12 protein-coding genes and 5 pseudogenes are annotated in these 15300 nt (G+C 70.1%); 10 read left to right on the plus strand and 7 right to left on the minus strand.

All coding sequences use genetic code 11. From position 1 onward, the window contains the following. From G5C60_RS05545 to G5C60_RS05565, 5 genes and pseudogenes are all read left to right on the plus strand, one after another. Positions 1-208 (plus strand): annotated as a pseudogene (locus G5C60_RS05545) (carboxylesterase/lipase family protein); the annotation flags it as partial. Positions 209-248: 40 nt separating this feature from the next. After that, complete coding sequence (locus G5C60_RS05550) at positions 249-488, plus strand: RidA family protein (RefSeq protein ID WP_165255095.1); 240 nt, start codon at positions 249-251, stop codon at positions 486-488. A gap of 252 nt (positions 489-740) precedes the next feature. Then, complete coding sequence (locus G5C60_RS05555) at positions 741-1511, plus strand: CPBP family intramembrane glutamic endopeptidase (RefSeq protein WP_165255097.1); 771 nt, start codon at positions 741-743, stop codon at positions 1509-1511. 28 nt (positions 1512-1539) lie between these two features. Further along, positions 1540-2758, plus strand: a pseudogene (locus tag G5C60_RS05560) (sensor histidine kinase). Positions 2759-2762: 4 nt separating this feature from the next. Continuing rightward, positions 2763-3465 (plus strand): annotated as a pseudogene (locus G5C60_RS05565) (response regulator). Positions 3466-4132: 667 nt separating this feature from the next. Here G5C60_RS05565 and G5C60_RS05570 read toward each other — a convergent pair. Further along, positions 4133-4430, minus strand: a pseudogene (locus G5C60_RS05570) (helix-turn-helix domain-containing protein); the annotation flags it as partial. 87 nt (positions 4431-4517) lie between these two features. On the opposite strand from G5C60_RS05570, the pseudogene G5C60_RS05575 reads away from it, so the two are divergent. Further along, positions 4518-5074 (plus strand): annotated as a pseudogene (locus G5C60_RS05575) (SAM-dependent methyltransferase). 79 nt (positions 5075-5153) lie between these two features. On the opposite strand, the gene G5C60_RS05580 reads toward G5C60_RS05575, so the two are convergent. Then, a complete protein-coding gene (locus G5C60_RS05580; RefSeq protein WP_165255099.1) occupies positions 5154-5474 on the minus strand; it encodes a hypothetical protein in 321 nt (106 codons plus the stop codon). Between the two features lie 235 nt (positions 5475-5709). After that, positions 5710-6477 (minus strand): TSUP family transporter, encoded by a 768-nt coding sequence (locus tag G5C60_RS05585; RefSeq protein WP_165255102.1) that lies wholly within the window; start codon positions 6475-6477, stop codon positions 5710-5712. 242 nt (positions 6478-6719) lie between these two features. Here G5C60_RS05585 and G5C60_RS05590 point away from each other — a divergent pair, with 242 nt between their 5' ends. From G5C60_RS05590 to G5C60_RS05605, 4 genes are all read left to right on the plus strand, one after another. After that, positions 6720-7391, plus strand: coding sequence for a lytic polysaccharide monooxygenase (locus G5C60_RS05590; protein ID WP_165255105.1), 672 nt, complete (start codon positions 6720-6722; stop codon positions 7389-7391). A gap of 85 nt (positions 7392-7476) precedes the next feature. Next, positions 7477-8097 carry an L-threonylcarbamoyladenylate synthase gene (locus G5C60_RS05595; RefSeq protein WP_165255107.1) on the plus strand — a complete coding sequence of 207 codons (621 nt, stop codon included), beginning with the start codon at positions 7477-7479 and terminating at the stop codon, positions 8095-8097. A gap of 220 nt (positions 8098-8317) precedes the next feature. Further along, complete coding sequence (locus G5C60_RS05600) at positions 8318-9982, plus strand: alkaline phosphatase D family protein (RefSeq protein WP_165255110.1); 1665 nt, start codon at positions 8318-8320, stop codon at positions 9980-9982. A 145-nt stretch (positions 9983-10127) separates the two neighbouring features. Beyond that, complete coding sequence (locus G5C60_RS05605) at positions 10128-11498, plus strand: trypsin-like serine protease (RefSeq protein WP_165255112.1); 1371 nt, start codon at positions 10128-10130, stop codon at positions 11496-11498. A 68-nt stretch (positions 11499-11566) separates the two neighbouring features. Here the strand turns inward: G5C60_RS05605 and G5C60_RS05610 are convergent, their stop codons facing one another. Genes G5C60_RS05610 through G5C60_RS05625 form a run of 4 tightly spaced genes read right to left on the minus strand, consistent with a single transcriptional unit; the run spans position 11567 to position 15298 of the window. Then, positions 11567-12655 (minus strand): serine hydrolase domain-containing protein, encoded by a 1089-nt coding sequence (locus tag G5C60_RS05610; RefSeq protein WP_165255115.1) that lies wholly within the window; start codon positions 12653-12655, stop codon positions 11567-11569. Continuing rightward, positions 12652-13572 (minus strand): DUF6895 family protein, encoded by a 921-nt coding sequence (locus tag G5C60_RS05615; protein ID WP_165255117.1) that lies wholly within the window; start codon positions 13570-13572, stop codon positions 12652-12654. The genes G5C60_RS05610 and G5C60_RS05615 overlap by 4 nt, the downstream gene beginning before the upstream one ends. Next, positions 13569-14576 carry a DUF6895 family protein gene (locus G5C60_RS05620; protein WP_241266535.1) on the minus strand — a complete coding sequence of 336 codons (1008 nt, stop codon included), beginning with the start codon at positions 14574-14576 and terminating at the stop codon, positions 13569-13571. Before G5C60_RS05620 ends, G5C60_RS05615 begins: the two co-directional genes overlap by 4 nt. A gap of 20 nt (positions 14577-14596) precedes the next feature. Continuing rightward, positions 14597-15298 carry a hypothetical protein gene (locus tag G5C60_RS05625; protein ID WP_165255120.1) on the minus strand — a complete coding sequence of 234 codons (702 nt, stop codon included), beginning with the start codon at positions 15296-15298 and terminating at the stop codon, positions 14597-14599. Positions 15299-15300 lie beyond the last annotated feature (2 nt).

Below are 15300 nucleotides of genomic sequence, written 5' to 3' on the forward strand. Positions count from 1 at the left end.
GCTGCACGGCCCCGCCGCCCTGCTCGGCCCCGACAAGCCACCCGCCCAACTCGCCGCCCGCATGCACGAGACCTGGATCCGGTTCGCCAGGACGGGCAACCCCGGATGGGACCCGTACGACACCGAGCGCAGGTCCACGATGCGCATCGACGCCGAGTGGACCCAGGTCGACGACCCCCGCAGCCAGGAACGACAGGCATGGAGCTGACCTCGTACACGTCCGTACGCACACCCTTCAAGGACACGCCATGACCAGAACCGTCATCACCACCGGCAACGCCCCCGCCCTGGCTGCCCCGTTGTCCCACGCCATCCGCAAGGGCCCCGTCCTACAGGTCTCCGGGCAGCTCCCGCTCGACCCGGACACGGGCAAGGTCGTCGGCACCACGGTCGCCGAGCAGACCACACAGACCCTGCGCAACGTCACCGCCGTACTCAAGGCCGGCGGCGCGGGCCCGGAGGACATCGTGATGCTGCGCGTGTACTGAACGGACGGGCGGCGGTGGCGCATCCCCCGTGAGAGCTACGGGAGCTGTCCATGCGCGGGTGATTCGCTGACGTCGGCGGATTCCTAGCGTGGTCATCAGGTCGCCGCAGGTGCGACCACCACAGGGAGGGGCACCATGGGCACGACGTCCGCCACACCACAGCACGACACAGGCTCAGGTTCCGGCACGGACAACGGCCCAGGCGGTCGCGGTGGGCGTTTCGGCCGGATCGTGCGCTCTCCGCTCGGCTGAATGCCGGCGGGCATGGTCGGCGTCGGCCTGGTCTCGGGCTTGACGACGACCGGCCCCGGCCCGGTGCCGGTGCTGGGCGCGGCCGCCGCGGTGGCCGTGTACTGGTTGGTCATGCGCCGTGTCGCACGACGCTCCACGCCGGAGATCGCCCGGCGCGGGGCCGGCCGGGAGACGCTGCTCGGCGGCGGGATCGGCCTGGGCTTCATCCTCGTCTCGGCCCTCCTGATCACGGCGTTCGGGGGCTACTCGTTCTCCTGGGCGGGCAACGGCTTCATGTCGGTCGTCTGGACCACAGTCGCGGTGCAGATCGGCACTGCGGTCACCGAGGAGTTGCTGTTCCGCGGTCTTGCCCTACAGGCCCTGGAGCAGCTGTGGGGCAGCCGGGCCGCCATCGTGATCACCTCGCTGTTCTTCGGTGTCGCCCACCTGGGCGCCCCGGGAGCGAGCGCGTGGAGCGGACTGGCGATCTCTCTGGAGGCGGGCGTCCTGCTCGGTGCCGCGTTCCTGTGGCGGCGTAGCATCTGGTTCGTCGCGGGTCTGCACTTCGCCTGGAACACCACCGAGCAGCTGCTCGGCATCCCGGTTTCCGGACACACCCCCGAGGGTCTGTTCACCGTCGACATCCACGGCTCCGCCCTGCTGAACGGCGGCAGCTTCGGCCTGGAGACGTCGATCGTGCCCGTCCTCATCGGCGTGGCTCTCGCCGTCCCCATGCTCGTTCTTGCCCACCGGAGCGGCGGTCTGCGGCCCGGGCGGCGCGCCCGGGGCTGAGACCGGACGACTGGAGGAAACGGAATTGATGTCCCGTCAGGTGCCCTGGAGGCCCCCGCTGCTCCGGGCGCCGCTCGACTGGTGGCAGGAACGGGATGCCTTCCTCAAGGACGGCGTCCTCGCGCTGGTGCTCACTGGGCTGGCCTTCGTGCCGACCCTCTCCAACCTCGGTGGGCAGATCGGCGATCTGCCCGAGCGGCCGGCGAACGTGCTGAGCGTCGGGCTGGTCCTGGCCCAGGCCCTGCCGCTGGCGGTCCGCCGCCGGTGGCCCGCAGCCTGTCTGGCCGTCGTCGCGGGTGCGTTCGCCGTGCACCAGGCGCTGGGCTTCGCGACGACGTTCGCGAGTGTGGGGCTGTATCTGGCCCTGTACTCCGCCGGGGCCCATCAGGTCCGAGTCCGCCACGGTCTGACCGCCGTGGCGAGTGTGGGCTACGCCGTGCTGGCCGTCGTCCTGGACCGCCTCGGTTCACCGCAGTCAGTCCCGGACTATCTCGCGTTCTACCTGACTCTGGCCGTGGTCTGGCTGGTGGGGCGCACGGTGCGCATGCGGCGGGCAGAAGAGGCAGAGCGGCGGCGGCTGGCTGCCGAGGTGGCCACGGCCGCCGAGCGGGCGCGGATCGCCCGCGAGCTGCACGACGTGGTCACCCACCACGTGACGGCCATGGTGGTCCAGGCCGACGCGGCGCAGTTCCTGCTCACGTCCGCGCCGGAACGCGCCGGCGAGGGACTGTCGGCCGTCAGCGACACCGGCCGTCGGGCGCTGACGGAGCTGCGGTACCTGCTCGGCGTGCTGGAGGCGACCGGCGAGTCGGCGTCCGCGGACCCGGCGCGTGCGGGCCGAGCACCCACCCTGGGGCGGGTGGGGGACCTGGTCGAGCAGGCCCGCATTTCGGGGCAGCCGGTCGAGTTCAGCGAGCGGGGCGAGCGGCGGCCGCAGATCGTGGACGTGGAGCTGGCCGCGTACCGGGGGGGTGCAGGAGGCGCTCACCAACGCGATGAAGTACGCGGCCGGGATGCCCACACAGGTGCTGCTCCGGCACGGAGAGGAGCACATCGAGATCGCGGTGACCACCGACGGACCCGTGACCGCTCCGGTCACGCGCAAGCCGGACCCTGCGGGCCGACGAGGGCTGACTGGGCTGCGTGCACGGGTGCGGATGCTCGATGGGGAACTGGAGGCCGGTCCCCGGCCCGAAGGCGGGTTCGAGGTCTGTGCCACGATTCCGTCCAAGCCCCTTCAGGAGTGACCCCGTGAGCGATGCCCCGTCACCGATCCGCGTGCTCGTCTGCGATGACCAGGCACTCGTGCGGACCGGCTACGTCACCATCTTCTCCGCGCAGCCCGACATGGAGGTCGTCGGGGAAGCCGAGAACGGCCACGAGGCGGTCCAGGCCGCGTGGCGGCTGCGCCCCGACGTGGTCGTCATGGACATCCGGATGCCCCTGCTCGACGGCATCCAGGCGACCCGGCAACTGGCCGGCCCCGATACCGAGGCCGAGGCTGCGCCGAAGGTGCTGGTCGTCACCACGTTCAACGTCGACGCCTACGTCTACGACGCGTTGCGCGCCTGAGCCAGCGGCTTCCTCCTCAAAGACGCGCCTCCGGCGGAGTTGGTGAACGGCATCCGGACGGTCTCCCGGGGCGAGGCCCTGCTGGCACCCACCGTCACCCGCCACCTCATCGGCCACTTCGCCGAACACCTGCGACCGGCTGACACCTCCCCGCCGGCCAGGCAGGATGTCGTGCGCGCGCTGCCCCCCCCCCCGCGAGCTGGAAGTGCTCCAGCTGATCGCCGAGGGGCTGTCGAACGCGGAGATCGCCGCGGTGATGTTCATCACGCCCGAGACCGTCAAGACCTACGTGTCGCGAATCCTGGCGAAACTCGGCCTGCGCGACCGCGTCCAGGCCGTCGTCCTCGCCTACCGGGTCGGACTGGTGTCCGGCATGCCGTGAACCGGCACAGTCGTGGGCCCGAGATACAGCGCGGCCCGCGCGGCAGACCGGGCGGGGCCCTCCTCTCCCTTGATGATCTCCCCTGCACGGGAGCATGGGCCAGAGCCTGACCCGCGACTGCTCTCACAGACGTTCCATTGCCTGAGCAAGATTGTTCGGAGGCGGGGAAAGCGGTCTGAACCCCGGATCGGTTCTCACAACTCGTTCTCACTCAAGAGAGTGATGCCCCCTTGTGAGACTTGCATGGTGCGAAAATCCAGGCTCCTGACGAGCCTTCACGTGCCCTTCGCGTACGACGCCGACGACATCGAGCGCCACCCCTGCCCCCCGCTGCACAGCCCGCCCCGGATCACCGTTCCGCTCACGCGGGGCGCCGTCGCCGGCACTTAACACACCGGCCGGTTCACCAAGGTGGCTCGGCGCGCCAAGCGGAGGGGTATTGACCGCCTGTCACCGGGGCCGGGGATCGCCGCCCAGGGAGAAACAGAAGCCGCAGGCTCACACGCGGGCTGGGTAATCATCGAGTGCTGTACGTCAGCACCTGCGCGGGTCACCTGTCGTCGCAGTCGTTGGCGACCTGTCCGGGCAGCGAGGACGCCGGAGTGACACGGTTTGCCGTGTGCACCGGCATTCGGCCGGTCGATTTCTGCGGGTGCGACATTGTCGGCCGCGGCATTTGCACAAAGGTCATCCCGAACCGCTTGGTCGGCTTGAGATGGATACGGGGATCGCCGGTGCGCGGGGCGCCTACGAGGTCGTCCAGCGGAGCGTCGTGGATACGGGCCAGCGGCAGCAGCAGTTCCAGGCTCGACCGGCGCTGCCCGCTCTCCAGCCGGGACAGGGGTGCTCTCCGACACGCCGGTCGTCGCCGCGAGGTCGGCGAGGGTGATGCCGCGGTCACGACGCAGCCCACGAAGCCGCGACCCCACGGCGTCGAGCACGTCGTCGTCCGTCTTGTGATCAATCAGGCCATCTTGCCGTAGCCACAAGATTCCGTGCCAGATCGTGGAGTGCCTGGCAAGACTGAGCGCCTACCGACACAAGGAGCCCCGATGAGCACCACCGACGCGATCGTGTTCTGGGACGGCGTCCACGCGGCCCGGCCGGCAGCCGGCAACCCCCAGCCGAATGCTCGCCTCACCGAGACGGTGACGGGCCTGCCGCCCGGTGACGCGTTGAACCTCGGATGCGGCGACGGCGGCGACGCGCTGTGGCTCGCCCGCCAGGGGTGGCACGTCACCGCCGCCGACATCTCGGCCGTGGCGATCGAGCGGCTCGCCGCCCTCGCCACCTCACACGGCCTGAGCGACCGCGTCATCACCGTGCGGCACGACGTGCACAAGTCTTTCCCGCCCAGCAGATTCGACCTGGTCTGCGCCCGGGCGGGCGGCTGCTGGTCGTCGACCACGGCTCGGCCGCGCCATGGTCGTGGAACCAGGACCCCGATACCCGCTACCCGAGCCCGCAGGAGGTCGCCGCCGGGATCGATCTGGCCCCGGAGACATGGACGCTCGAGCGGGCTGACGCACCTCGCCGGATCGCGACCGGACCGGACGGGCGCACCGCCGAGGTCACCGACCATGTCCTCCTCATCCGCCGCACCGCCTGAGCGGCCGGCCGCAGCGGATGGAAGCTGTGGCTGTGTCAGAATCCGTGCGCCGGGCCATGACAGAAGTCGCTTCAACCGGTCACAGACCGGGGACATCCCTGGTCTTCTTGAGCACCGAGCTGAACGCGTCCACCACGGCGTTGTGCCGCCTCGCGTGCGCTGCCCGGTCCGCCGGCACCAGCCGCGCGGCGGCCTGCACGGCGTAGGCGTCCGGATCACCGAAGGCGGTCTGCGGGTGCTCTCCCGTATCCGCGCAATGCGCCGTGACATCCTTGACCGCCTGGAGCACGACTGCCCGGTCCACGCCCGGCTGCATGGCCAGCCGTATTTGGAAACGCGCCATCCACTTTTCGCGGTCCTTCTCCCCTGCCGCGTCCGTCGTCTGGTCCTTCTTCGCCACTTGCTCTCCTGGATGATCGGCGGCCGTCCGTCATGGAGTTGGACGCCGAGGCATCGACGTGGGTTGCGGAAGCGAGAAGAATTTCAGGTGACTGCATAGAGATTCGACTTTCGTCGTTCTGACCCATCGTCACGCCAAGTGGGCGCCGGCTGCGGCCCATGCCTCTTGGACGGCGCGAATTTCGGTATCCGTGGGCTGACCGGCGTCGGTGGGCATAAGACCGTGTCCTACGTGGTCAACGAAGCAGCAATTGGACCAGGGCGACGGTACCGACCGTCACGATGAGGGTGCGCAGGACTGCGGGACTGAGGCGACCGCCTGCTCTGGACCCGATCTGACCGCCCAGGGCGGACCCGACCGCGATCAGTGCGACGGCCGTCCAGTCGAAGTCCGCGACGAAGAGGAAGAAGAGCGCGGCGACGGCGTTGACGACGGCGACCAGGACGTTCTTGACGGCGTTGAGGCGTTGCAGGGTCTCGTCGAGGAGTACGCCCATCAAGGACACGTAGAGGATTCCCTGGGCGGCGGAGAAGTAGCCGCCGTAGACGCTCGCGAGCGTCAGTCCGGTGAAGAGCAGCGGGCCACCGTCAGGGCGCGTGGGGGCGTCGGCCGATGCGCGGCGGCGCCGCACCTTCTTGCTGATCCAGGGCTGGAGGGCGACCAGGACGAGGGCGAGGCCCACCAGAGCCGGCACGATGCGCTCGAACGCGGTGGCGGGCAGGGCCAGCAGGAGCGTGGCGCCCGCGAAACCGCCGAACAGGGCACCGACACTCAGCTTCAGGATGCGCCGGCGCTGGCCTTTGAGGTGCTTTCGGTAGCCGATGGCCCCGCTGATGGAGCCCGGGACCAGGCCGAGTGCGTTGGAGACCGTGGCGGTGACGGGCGGCAGGCCGGTCGCGAGCAGTACGGGAAAGGTGACCAGCGTCCCCGAGCCGACGACGGTGTTCATACCTCCCGCGCCGACACCCGCCGCGAACACGGCGAGCATCTCCCCCGTCGTCACGCCGGGCCCTCACTGGGAATCTTCATGCGGCCGACCCTAGAGGCGAAACAGTTCGGCACTCGGCGAAGCGTCCCTCGTTTTCTTTCATCTCCTTCTTCATCCTTCATCCTTCATCGGAAAGCGGAAGTGGCGAAATCCAACGTTGCGGCGCTGTTTCGTGAGGGCCAGCCTGGATGCTGCGGGAGCGCTCCCACACCCCGCACCCGACACTCCGAACCCCCCATCCCGGAAAGAAGGAGCCCGTGTCTTGTCATGATCAGACCAAACTCATCCGGCCCCGCACGACACTCGTCCTGAGCCTGCTCACCGCGGTGCTGCTCTGCCTGATCCCGTGGAGCGGCACCGCCGCCGCCCACGGCTCCGTCGTCGACCCGGCGTCCCGCAACTACGGCTGCTGGCTGCGCTGGGGCGACGACTTCCAGAACCCGGACATGGCACAGGAAGACCCCATGTGCTGGCAGGCGTGGCAGGACAACCCGAACGCCATGTGGAACTGGAACGGGCTGTACCGCAACGGCTCCGCCGGCAACTTCCAGGCGGTCGTCCCTGACGGGCAGCTGTGCAGCGGCGGCCGGACCGAGGGCGGCCGTTACAACTCCCTGGACACCGTAGGCGCCTGGAAGACGACGGACGTCGCCGACGACTTCACCCTGAAGCTGTACGACCAGGCCAGCCACGGCGCGGACTACTTCCTGGTCTACGTCACCCGCCAGGGTTTCGACCCGGCCACCCAGCCGCTGACCTGGAACGACCTCCAACTGGTCACCCGCACCGGCAGGTACGGCCCCAGCCAGAACTACTCGATCGACGTGAGCACTTCGGGCCTGAGCGGCCGCCACGTCGTCTACACGATCTGGCAGGCCTCGCACATGGACCAGACGTACTTCCTGTGCAGCGACGTGAACTTCAGCTGACCCACCGTGTCCCGCCGGAGGCACCGCGTCCGGCGGGACACCCGGCCTGCGAGGCCTCCGCCTGCCGAGCGCATAAGCTCGGCGGATGGCCAAGTACTTCGACGTGCACCCCGACAATCCCCAGCAGCGCACCATCGGCCAGGTGGCCGACAGCATCCGCTCAGGGGCCCTGGTCGCCTATCCGACGGACTCCTGTTTCGCGCTGGGCTGCCAGCTGGGCAGCCGTGACGGCATCGACCGGATCCGGACCATCCGCCAGCTCGACGACCGTCACCACTTCACGCTCGTATGCCAGAACTTCGCGCAGCTCGGCCAGTTCGTGCATATCGACAAGGACGTCTTCCGCGCCATCAAGGCGTCCACGCCCGGCAGTTACACCTTCATCCTGCCCGCGACGAAGGACGTGCCGCGCAGGATGCTCCACCCGAAGAAGAAGACGGTCGGAGTCCGCATCCCCGATCACACCGTCACCCAGGCCCTGCTCGCCGAACTCGGTGAGCCACTGCTCTCCAGCACCCTGCTGCTCCCGGACGAGGAGGAACCCATGACCCAGGGCTGGGAGATCAAGGAGCGGCTCGACCACGTCGTGGACGCGGTGGTCGACTCCGGGGACTGCGGCACCGAACCGACCACGGTCATCGACTTCTCCAGCGGCGAGGCCGAGATCGTACGCAAGGGAGCGGGCGACACCCAGCGGTTCGAGTGACGCGCCACCCGGCCGGCGCGCGGGAACACCACGAAAGACGGCACCTGCGGTGTGTGCGCCCGCGCCTGCCGCGATTGTGATCATTGTCTGCTTAGCATTCAGACGTCCGCAACCTGGAGAGTCCCCCGGTCGGAGTCTCAGGTCCGGTCACTTGTCGTGTACGCGACAAGCAGTCCGCTGTCCGCCCAACGCCTTGCGCGCTCGCGCGAGGGGAGGCCAGATGACACCGACAGGCCGTCAGAAACCGCTGTTCCCACGCACGCCTTCCGGACATGACCCCGAACTGCGTGGCGCCGCCCGGCACTTCGGGCGGCGCCGTTTTCTCACCGTCACCGCCGCGGCCGCCGCCCTCGCCTTCGCCACCGACCTGCCGGCCGCGGGCGCGGCAAGCGCCGCCGAGCTCGACGCGGCGAGGATCTCCGACGATCCCTTCACGCTCGGCGTCGCCTCCGGAGACCCGCTGCCCGACTCCGTGCTGCTGTGGACCCGGCTCGCCCCCGCCCCGTACCAGCCGGACGGCGGACTGGCCCAGCAACGTGTCACCGTCCAGTGGGAGGTGGCCACAGACGAGTACTTCATCCTGGTCGTCCGGCGCGGCACCGCCCAGGCCCACCCCGAGTACAACCACACGGTGCACGTCGACGTCGGCGGTCTCTCCCCGGGCCGGGAGTACTACTACCGGTTCAGGACCGGCTCCTGGATCAGCGAGACGGGCCGTACCCGCACCGCGCCCGCCACGACTGCCGCCGCCTCGGCGCTCACCTTCGCCGCCGTCTCCTGCCAGGCGTACCACGACGGCTACTTCACGGCGCACCGGCATCTCTCCGAGGACGACGTCGACATGGTCTTCCATCTCGGCGACTATCTGTACGAGTACGCCGTCAACTCCGCGGGCGGCGCCCGCAATTACACCGACCGGAAGCTGCCCGACCTGTTCAACCGCGAGGCCAGGACCCTGGAGGAGTACCGGCTGCGGTACGCGCTCTACAAGAGCGATCCGGACCTGCGGGCGGTCCATGCGGCGCATCCCTTCGTCGTCACCTGGGACGACCACGAGACCGAGAACAACTACGCGGCCCTCATCGACGAGGAAGGCGATCCGCCGGAGGAGTTCCTGCTGCGGCGCGCCGCCGCCTACCGGGCGTACTGGGAGAACCAGCCGCTGCGCAGCGCCCAGCTTCCACAGGGGCCGGACCTCCAGCTCTATCGCCGGCTCCAGTGGGGCAGGCTCGCCCAGTTCGACGTCCTCGACACCCGGCAGTACCGCTCCGACCAGGCGTACGGCGACACGCAGCACGTTCCGGGCCCCGAGTCGGACGACCCGGCGCGCACCATCACCGGGGCGGCGCAGGAACGCTGGCTGATCGACGGCTGGCGGGCCTCGAAAGCCCTGTGGAACGTGATGCCGCAGCAGGTGTGCTTCTCCCAGCGCAAACTCGATCTGAACCCGAAGGCGATGATGTCGATGGACGCCTGGGACGGCTACCGCGCATCTCGCAACCGGGTGCTGGCCGGGGCGAAGTCGGCCGGGATCCAGAACCTGATGGTCCTCACGGGTGACGCCCACGTGGGCTACGCCTTCGACATCAAGGACGCCTTCGACGACCCGGCCTCCAGGACCCTGGGCACGGAGATCGTCACCACTTCCGTCGCCAGTGGCAAGGACGGCGTGCAAAGGCCCGCCACCTGGGACACGTACACCAGGGCCAACCCGCATCTGAAGTTCTACGACGGGCGGCGCGGCTATGTGCGGGTCGAGCTGGGGCGTGAGTCCGCCCGGGCCGACTTCCGGACCGTGTCCGCCGTGACGAAGCCGGGCGCACCCATCACGACGGCGGCGTCCTTCGTGACCGAGGCGGGCAATCCGGGCCTCAAGCCCGCGTGAAGCCGGCACCGGACCGCCCGGCACAGGCCCGCCACCACCGTTCCCTGTTCGGCTGAAGAGGCGCGCGTCTGAACATCATTTCATCCGATTTCGGCAACACCTACGGATTCGAGGCCTTTCACCGTCGAACCCGAGGAGACATCTGATGGTCCACAGACCCGCCGGAGCAGGCTGTGCCGCCCTCACCGTGCTCGGTGCGCTCGTGCTGACAGGGCCGCCCGCGGCCGTGGCGGCCGAGCCCCCCGTACCGACCACCGCTACGTCCGCCGCCGAGACCCTCGGCGCCCACAAGCCGTCGGCCGAAGTACTGCGCGCGCTGCGGCGCGATCTGGGTCTGACCGCCACGCAGGCCAGGACGCGGCTGGTGAACGAGGCGGAGGCCGGCACGCGCGCCGGCCGTCTGCAGAACACTCTGGGCAACGACTTCGCGGGCGCCTGGGTGGACGGCACGACCTCCGCCGACCTCACGGTCGCCACCACCGACATCGCGGACGTCCCCGTCATCGAGGCCGGTGGAGCGAACGCCGCGGTCGCCAAGGTCGGGCTCGACGAACTCAAGGCCGCCAAGGTGAAGCTGGACACTGCCGCGACCCGTACCGGGAACCTCGACGCCCCGGTCCGGTACGTCGACGTCCGGGCCAACCAGGTGACGGTTCAGGCGACCAGCCGAACCGCCGCGAACGCGCTCGTCGCGGCTGCCGGGATCGACCGAGAGCTCGTAGGCGTCAGGGTGTCGGCGAATCGGCCGCGCGCGCTGTACGACATCCGGGGCGGAGACGCCTACTACGTCGAGGACAAGATCCGCTGCTCCGTCGGGTTCTCCGTCACCATGGACGACCAGCAGGGTTTCGCCACCGCGGGCCACTGCGGGAAGCCGGGCGCCAAGACCACCGGCTACAACAAGGTCGCCCAGGGAAGCTTCAAGGCTTCCACGTTCCCGGGCCGTGACATGGCGTGGGTGAGCGCCAACAACGACTGGACCGCAACTCCGCGGGTCAAGGCGGAGGACGAACAGAGTGTCCAGGTCGCCGGGTCGGTGCAGGCCCTGGTGGGTGCCGCGATCTGCCGGTCCGGCTCCACCAGCGGCTGGCACTGCGGAAGGATCGAGCAGCACGACACCAGCGTCAGCTACTCCGAGGGCACCGTCGACGGCGTGACCGAGACGACGGTGTGCGCCGAGCCGGGCGACTCCGGCGGCTCCTACGTCTCGGGCACCCAGGCCCAGGGCATCCTCTCCGGCGGCTCCGGGGACTGCAGGAGCGGCGGGACGACCTTCTACCAGCCGATCAACCCGCTGCTCAGCACGTACGGGCTCCTCCTCACGACGAGCAAGGGCGATACGGGTGCGCCCGGCGGCGTCCCGGACGGGCAGGCGGGTTCCTGGGCGCCGGGCCTGGTCTACGGGGTCGGAACGCGAGTGACCTACGGCGGCGTCAGCTTCGAGTGCCTCCAGGCACATCAGGCGCAGACGGTGTGGCAGCCCGCCGGTACTCCGGCTCTGTGGCAGCGCCTCTGAAGGCCGATGAGTAGACGCGGCGCGAGGTTCCGGTCCCGGGCCTCGCGCCGCGCTTCACCACCGGGCCGTCACGCCTCCGCGAGCAGCGTGTACGCGGTTGTCGTGAACGCGTCGCGGGCGCGGTAACGGCGGGTGCACACGGCGGCCAGTGCCGTGCCGGTTTCGGGTCTGAAGCCGAGGAAGGCCTGCTGGCCGAGGGTCGCTCCGCAGTGGAAGTACATCGGCCCGTTCTCGGTGGGGTGCTGGAACCAGGCCACCGTGTGCGCATGCCGGTGCCCGAGACCGCGCCGGAGCACCGGTCGGCGTACCGCCCGGAGCGCGTCCGCCAGGGGTGAGTCCGCCGGCTCCAGATGTGCCTCAAGGAGAGTGAGCAGGTCGCGTGGGGTGGACCTGATGGCGCCTGCCGCCTGGAAGCCGCCGACGGTCAGCGGCGGTGTGGGCGTGCGACCGTCCTTGCTGTGCCCGGTGGCGTCGGTGTCCGGACCACCGAAATGCGGGCTGGTGCCGAACAGCCGGAGCGGGCGCAGGACATGACGGGTGAGCAGTTCGTCCCACGGTGTCGCGGTGGCCGTCGTGAGGGTGTGGCCGAGTACGGCGACGCCGAAGTTGGAGTAGTGCCAGCGAGTGCCGGGCCGGTGGCGCTGCCGATGGCGCAGGAAGGCCTCGACGACCCTTTGGGCGGGATAGCGGGCGTAGGGGTTGGTGCGCCAGCCGGGCAGGGCACGGAGGAAGAAGTCGGCGGGCAGCGTGGGCAGTCCGGCGGTGTGGGTGATCAGGTGCGCGAGGGTGACGGGGTGCCGGCCGACCCGCCGGGCCGGGTCCAGGACCGCGGCGGCCGACTCGCCTCCGGACAGCCGGCCGGTCTGCGTCAGCTGCGCCAGCAGCAGCCCTGCGAAGGTCTTGGAGGCCGATCCGATCTCGTATCGCAGGTGGTCGCGAGGGATGGGTGGGGGCGGCGCGGTGCCACCGCCGCGTACGGTGCGGCGGCCGTGCCGGGAGAGCGCGAAGACGACGTCGGGTGCGTCCACCGCGCTGATGGCGGCGTCGAGCCGCTGTCGTACGGCCTCGTCGTCCTGGACGGTGGCCGTCGGCGGAGGCGGGAGTACTCCGGTGACGTCATGCGGGGCGCCCGGCCAGGGCGCGGGTCGGCCGGTCATGCCGGTGTGTGCGCCAGCCCTGTCAGGGCGCGGGACGTTGCCATGACGGAGGCGAAGGCGGCGACCAGCGTCGAGTGGTAGACGACGTCGAACACCTCGTCGGGGTCGCCCTTCGGCATCTCGCGCAGGGCGGGCATGGCTCCGTCGGGCTGCTGAGCCGCCGCGAAGCCTTCCCAGGCCTGCTCGTCCAGGGTGGGGCGGGGCAGACTGGCGTCGACCACGAGCAGTTCGCCGAGCAGGTCCCAGCGTTCCAGGTCCAGCCAGTCGTCCAGCCAGGCCGGCAGCCAGGTGGCGAGGTAGTCGGCGATGCCGGGCGGCAGACCGTCGGGGTTTTCTCCCCAGTCGGTGAGGTGGAACACCGTGTGCGTGATGTCGTAGGCGATGTGTCCTTCGACGGTCCAGGGCTCGGGGGTGCGTCCCAGCCATGTGCTGCCGACGACGTCGGCCTCCGGCGGAAGGGGTGACAGGCCGAAGCGGCGCTGGGACGCGGACAGTGCGAGCCGGCGGACGGGCGTCACCTCGAGGGCCGCGCTGCCGGCCAGCCGGTGGTTGAGCCGGATGGCCCGCTCCACCTCGGGGTGGTGGTAGCCCAGCTCCTTGAACGGGACGTACACCTCGAAGGGTATGTGCGAAAGGGGTTCCGTCCGCTGGCCACGCACCAGCATCCGGCCGCCGTCCAGCGTGTGACGCCAGACGTGGTCCATCAACTGGCGTGCCAGCTGGGCCTGTCGCGACCCGGCCACGCCTTCGCGGAACAGCACCTTGCATATCAGGGCCAGTTCGCCGACCGGCTTGAAACGCTCGAGGAAGCCGATCTCGGGGTCGACGTCCGGCTCCAGGCGGAATCCGTCGCGGTGCGCGTACAGCCACTCCATGGCGCCGACACCGACGTGGTGGATGAGGCGGGTGCTGGTCATCTCGGCGCTCCTTGTCCGTCCTGCCCTGGACGTACCGCGGCGTGTGCGACGGGGCGCGGTTCAGCGGCCTTTCCGCCGTCCATGCCGTCCGTGCCGTCTTCCTCTTCGCTGTCCCTGCCTGTCTCGCCCATACGGTCGACGGCCAGCGCCACGGCGAAGGCCGCCATCAGCGTCGAGTGGTAGCAGGCTCGGAAGGTGTCCTCCGCTTCGACGCCGTCCCGTCCGGGACCCGCCTCCGGGATGGCGCCGGTGGCGTCCTGCACTGCCGCGAGCCTCGTCCAGGCTTCCTGGAACACCGAGCGCTCCGGCGGATCCGGCAGGCTGGCCGCCACCGCCAGCAGCTCGCAGCTCAGGTCCCACTGCCGGCCCTCCAGGCAGGTGTCGAGCCACGGCGGAAGCCAGTGCCGGAGGTAGGCCGCGACGTTCGGCGGTACGCCGTCCACGGTCCGGCCCCAGTCGGTGAGGTGGAACACCACATGGGTGAGCGTGTAACCGGCGGCCCGTTCGAAGGTCCACGGCTCCGGCAGACCGCCCAGCCAGGTGTGCCGCAGAGTCTCCGCCATCTCCCCGTGCTGCGGAATCGCGCTGCGGCGCTCGGAGTTGAGCACGCCGAGCCGCCGGTTGGGCTGCTGTTCCGTCACCTTCCAGCCACGCGTACGGGCCACCGTCGTGGCGGCCGACTCATAGCCGGCGTGCCGCAGGCCCGCAGAGGCGAACGCCGCGTACACCTCCAGTGGGTACGTCGCGAAGGGTTCGAGTCGCTGGAGTTCGAGGAAGAGGGCGCCCTGCTTGGTCTGCTGCCACGCGAACGCCAGGAGGTCGGACGCGGCCTCGTGCAGCCGGTCGGGCGGGTCGGTGTGCCGGCGGACGCAGACACACACCTGGGCCAGCTCTCCGAGGGGCTTCCAACTGGCGTTGACGTCGCCGCCCGCATCGAGCGCGGCGTCACCCAGCACGAATCCGCTCCGGTGCGCGGACACCCACGCCAGCGCGGCCTCACCCATCCTCCGGACGTCGGGCGCCGTCACACCGGTGCTCCGGTCCGCATCAGCTGCGCCGCCTGAACGTGCAGCACCACGCGTGGGTCGTCGCCCCCCATCTGCGCCACGAAGTCGAGCCCGGTCTCCAGGCCGAGCGTCCGAGGCACTCCGTCGAGAAGGGTCAGCCAGCGTCCCGCCGCAGCTGCCTGCAGCCAGTCGCGGCGGCGTACCGCCCGTACGAATCCCCGGGCGACGTCGACCGGACGGCCCATCGCGACGCGGGCCACCGCACAGTCGTCCGCGGGAAGCGCGAGTGGGGCCAGCACCGCGAGTTGGTGGGTCAGGAACTGCCATGTGGCGCTGTCGAGCCAGGCCGCCCCGGGTTCGGCTCCGTCCCCCGGCACTCCGTCGAGGGAGGCGTCCAGCCGCCGTAGCGTACGGGCCATGGCCCAGTGGCTCCACACCGATGCCGGGGAGGCACCCGTGGGGGGTGGATAGGCCTGTACGGCTTTCCTGAACACGGCGAGATCGTCGGGGTCGGGGGGCATGCGGAGCAGAACGCTCGGAAGCAGGGCGTCAGCTCCCAGCACGCGTACGGCGGCGAGAGTGAGATCGCCTGTTCCCTCACGTCCTGCTCCGATGCCGACCACTCGAAAGGGATCCCCGCTCCGAAGAGCGGAGACCACCTCCGAAGCGAGGTCCTGCACTGCGCCCGTCAACCGGGCCGAAGTGCCTGACTGCTCCATTC

The sequence above is a fragment of the Streptomyces scabichelini genome (assembly GCF_011045015.1).
Classification (GTDB): Bacteria; Actinomycetota; Actinomycetes; order Streptomycetales; family Streptomycetaceae; genus Streptomyces; species Streptomyces scabichelini.

Coding starts and splice junctions, on each gene's coding strand:
- G5C60_RS05605 (WP_165255112.1), top strand. CDS start 10,128: ATGGTCCACAGACCCGCCGGAGCAGGCTGTGCCGCCCTCACCGTGCTC.
- G5C60_RS05555 (WP_165255097.1), top strand. CDS start 741: ATGCCGGCGGGCATGGTCGGCGTCGGCCTGGTCTCGGGCTTGACGACG.
- G5C60_RS05550 (WP_165255095.1), top strand. CDS start 249: ATGACCAGAACCGTCATCACCACCGGCAACGCCCCCGCCCTGGCTGCC.
- G5C60_RS05625 (WP_165255120.1), bottom strand. CDS start 15,298: ATGGAGCAGTCAGGCACTTCGGCCCGGTTGACGGGCGCAGTGCAGGAC.
- G5C60_RS05615 (WP_165255117.1), bottom strand. CDS start 13,572: ATGACCAGCACCCGCCTCATCCACCACGTCGGTGTCGGCGCCATGGAG.
- G5C60_RS05620 (WP_241266535.1), bottom strand. CDS start 14,576: ATGGGTGAGGCCGCGCTGGCGTGGGTGTCCGCGCACCGGAGCGGATTC.
- G5C60_RS05600 (WP_165255110.1), top strand. CDS start 8,318: ATGACACCGACAGGCCGTCAGAAACCGCTGTTCCCACGCACGCCTTCC.
- G5C60_RS05595 (WP_165255107.1), top strand. CDS start 7,477: ATGGCCAAGTACTTCGACGTGCACCCCGACAATCCCCAGCAGCGCACC.
- G5C60_RS05610 (WP_165255115.1), bottom strand. CDS start 12,655: ATGACCGGCCGACCCGCGCCCTGGCCGGGCGCCCCGCATGACGTCACC.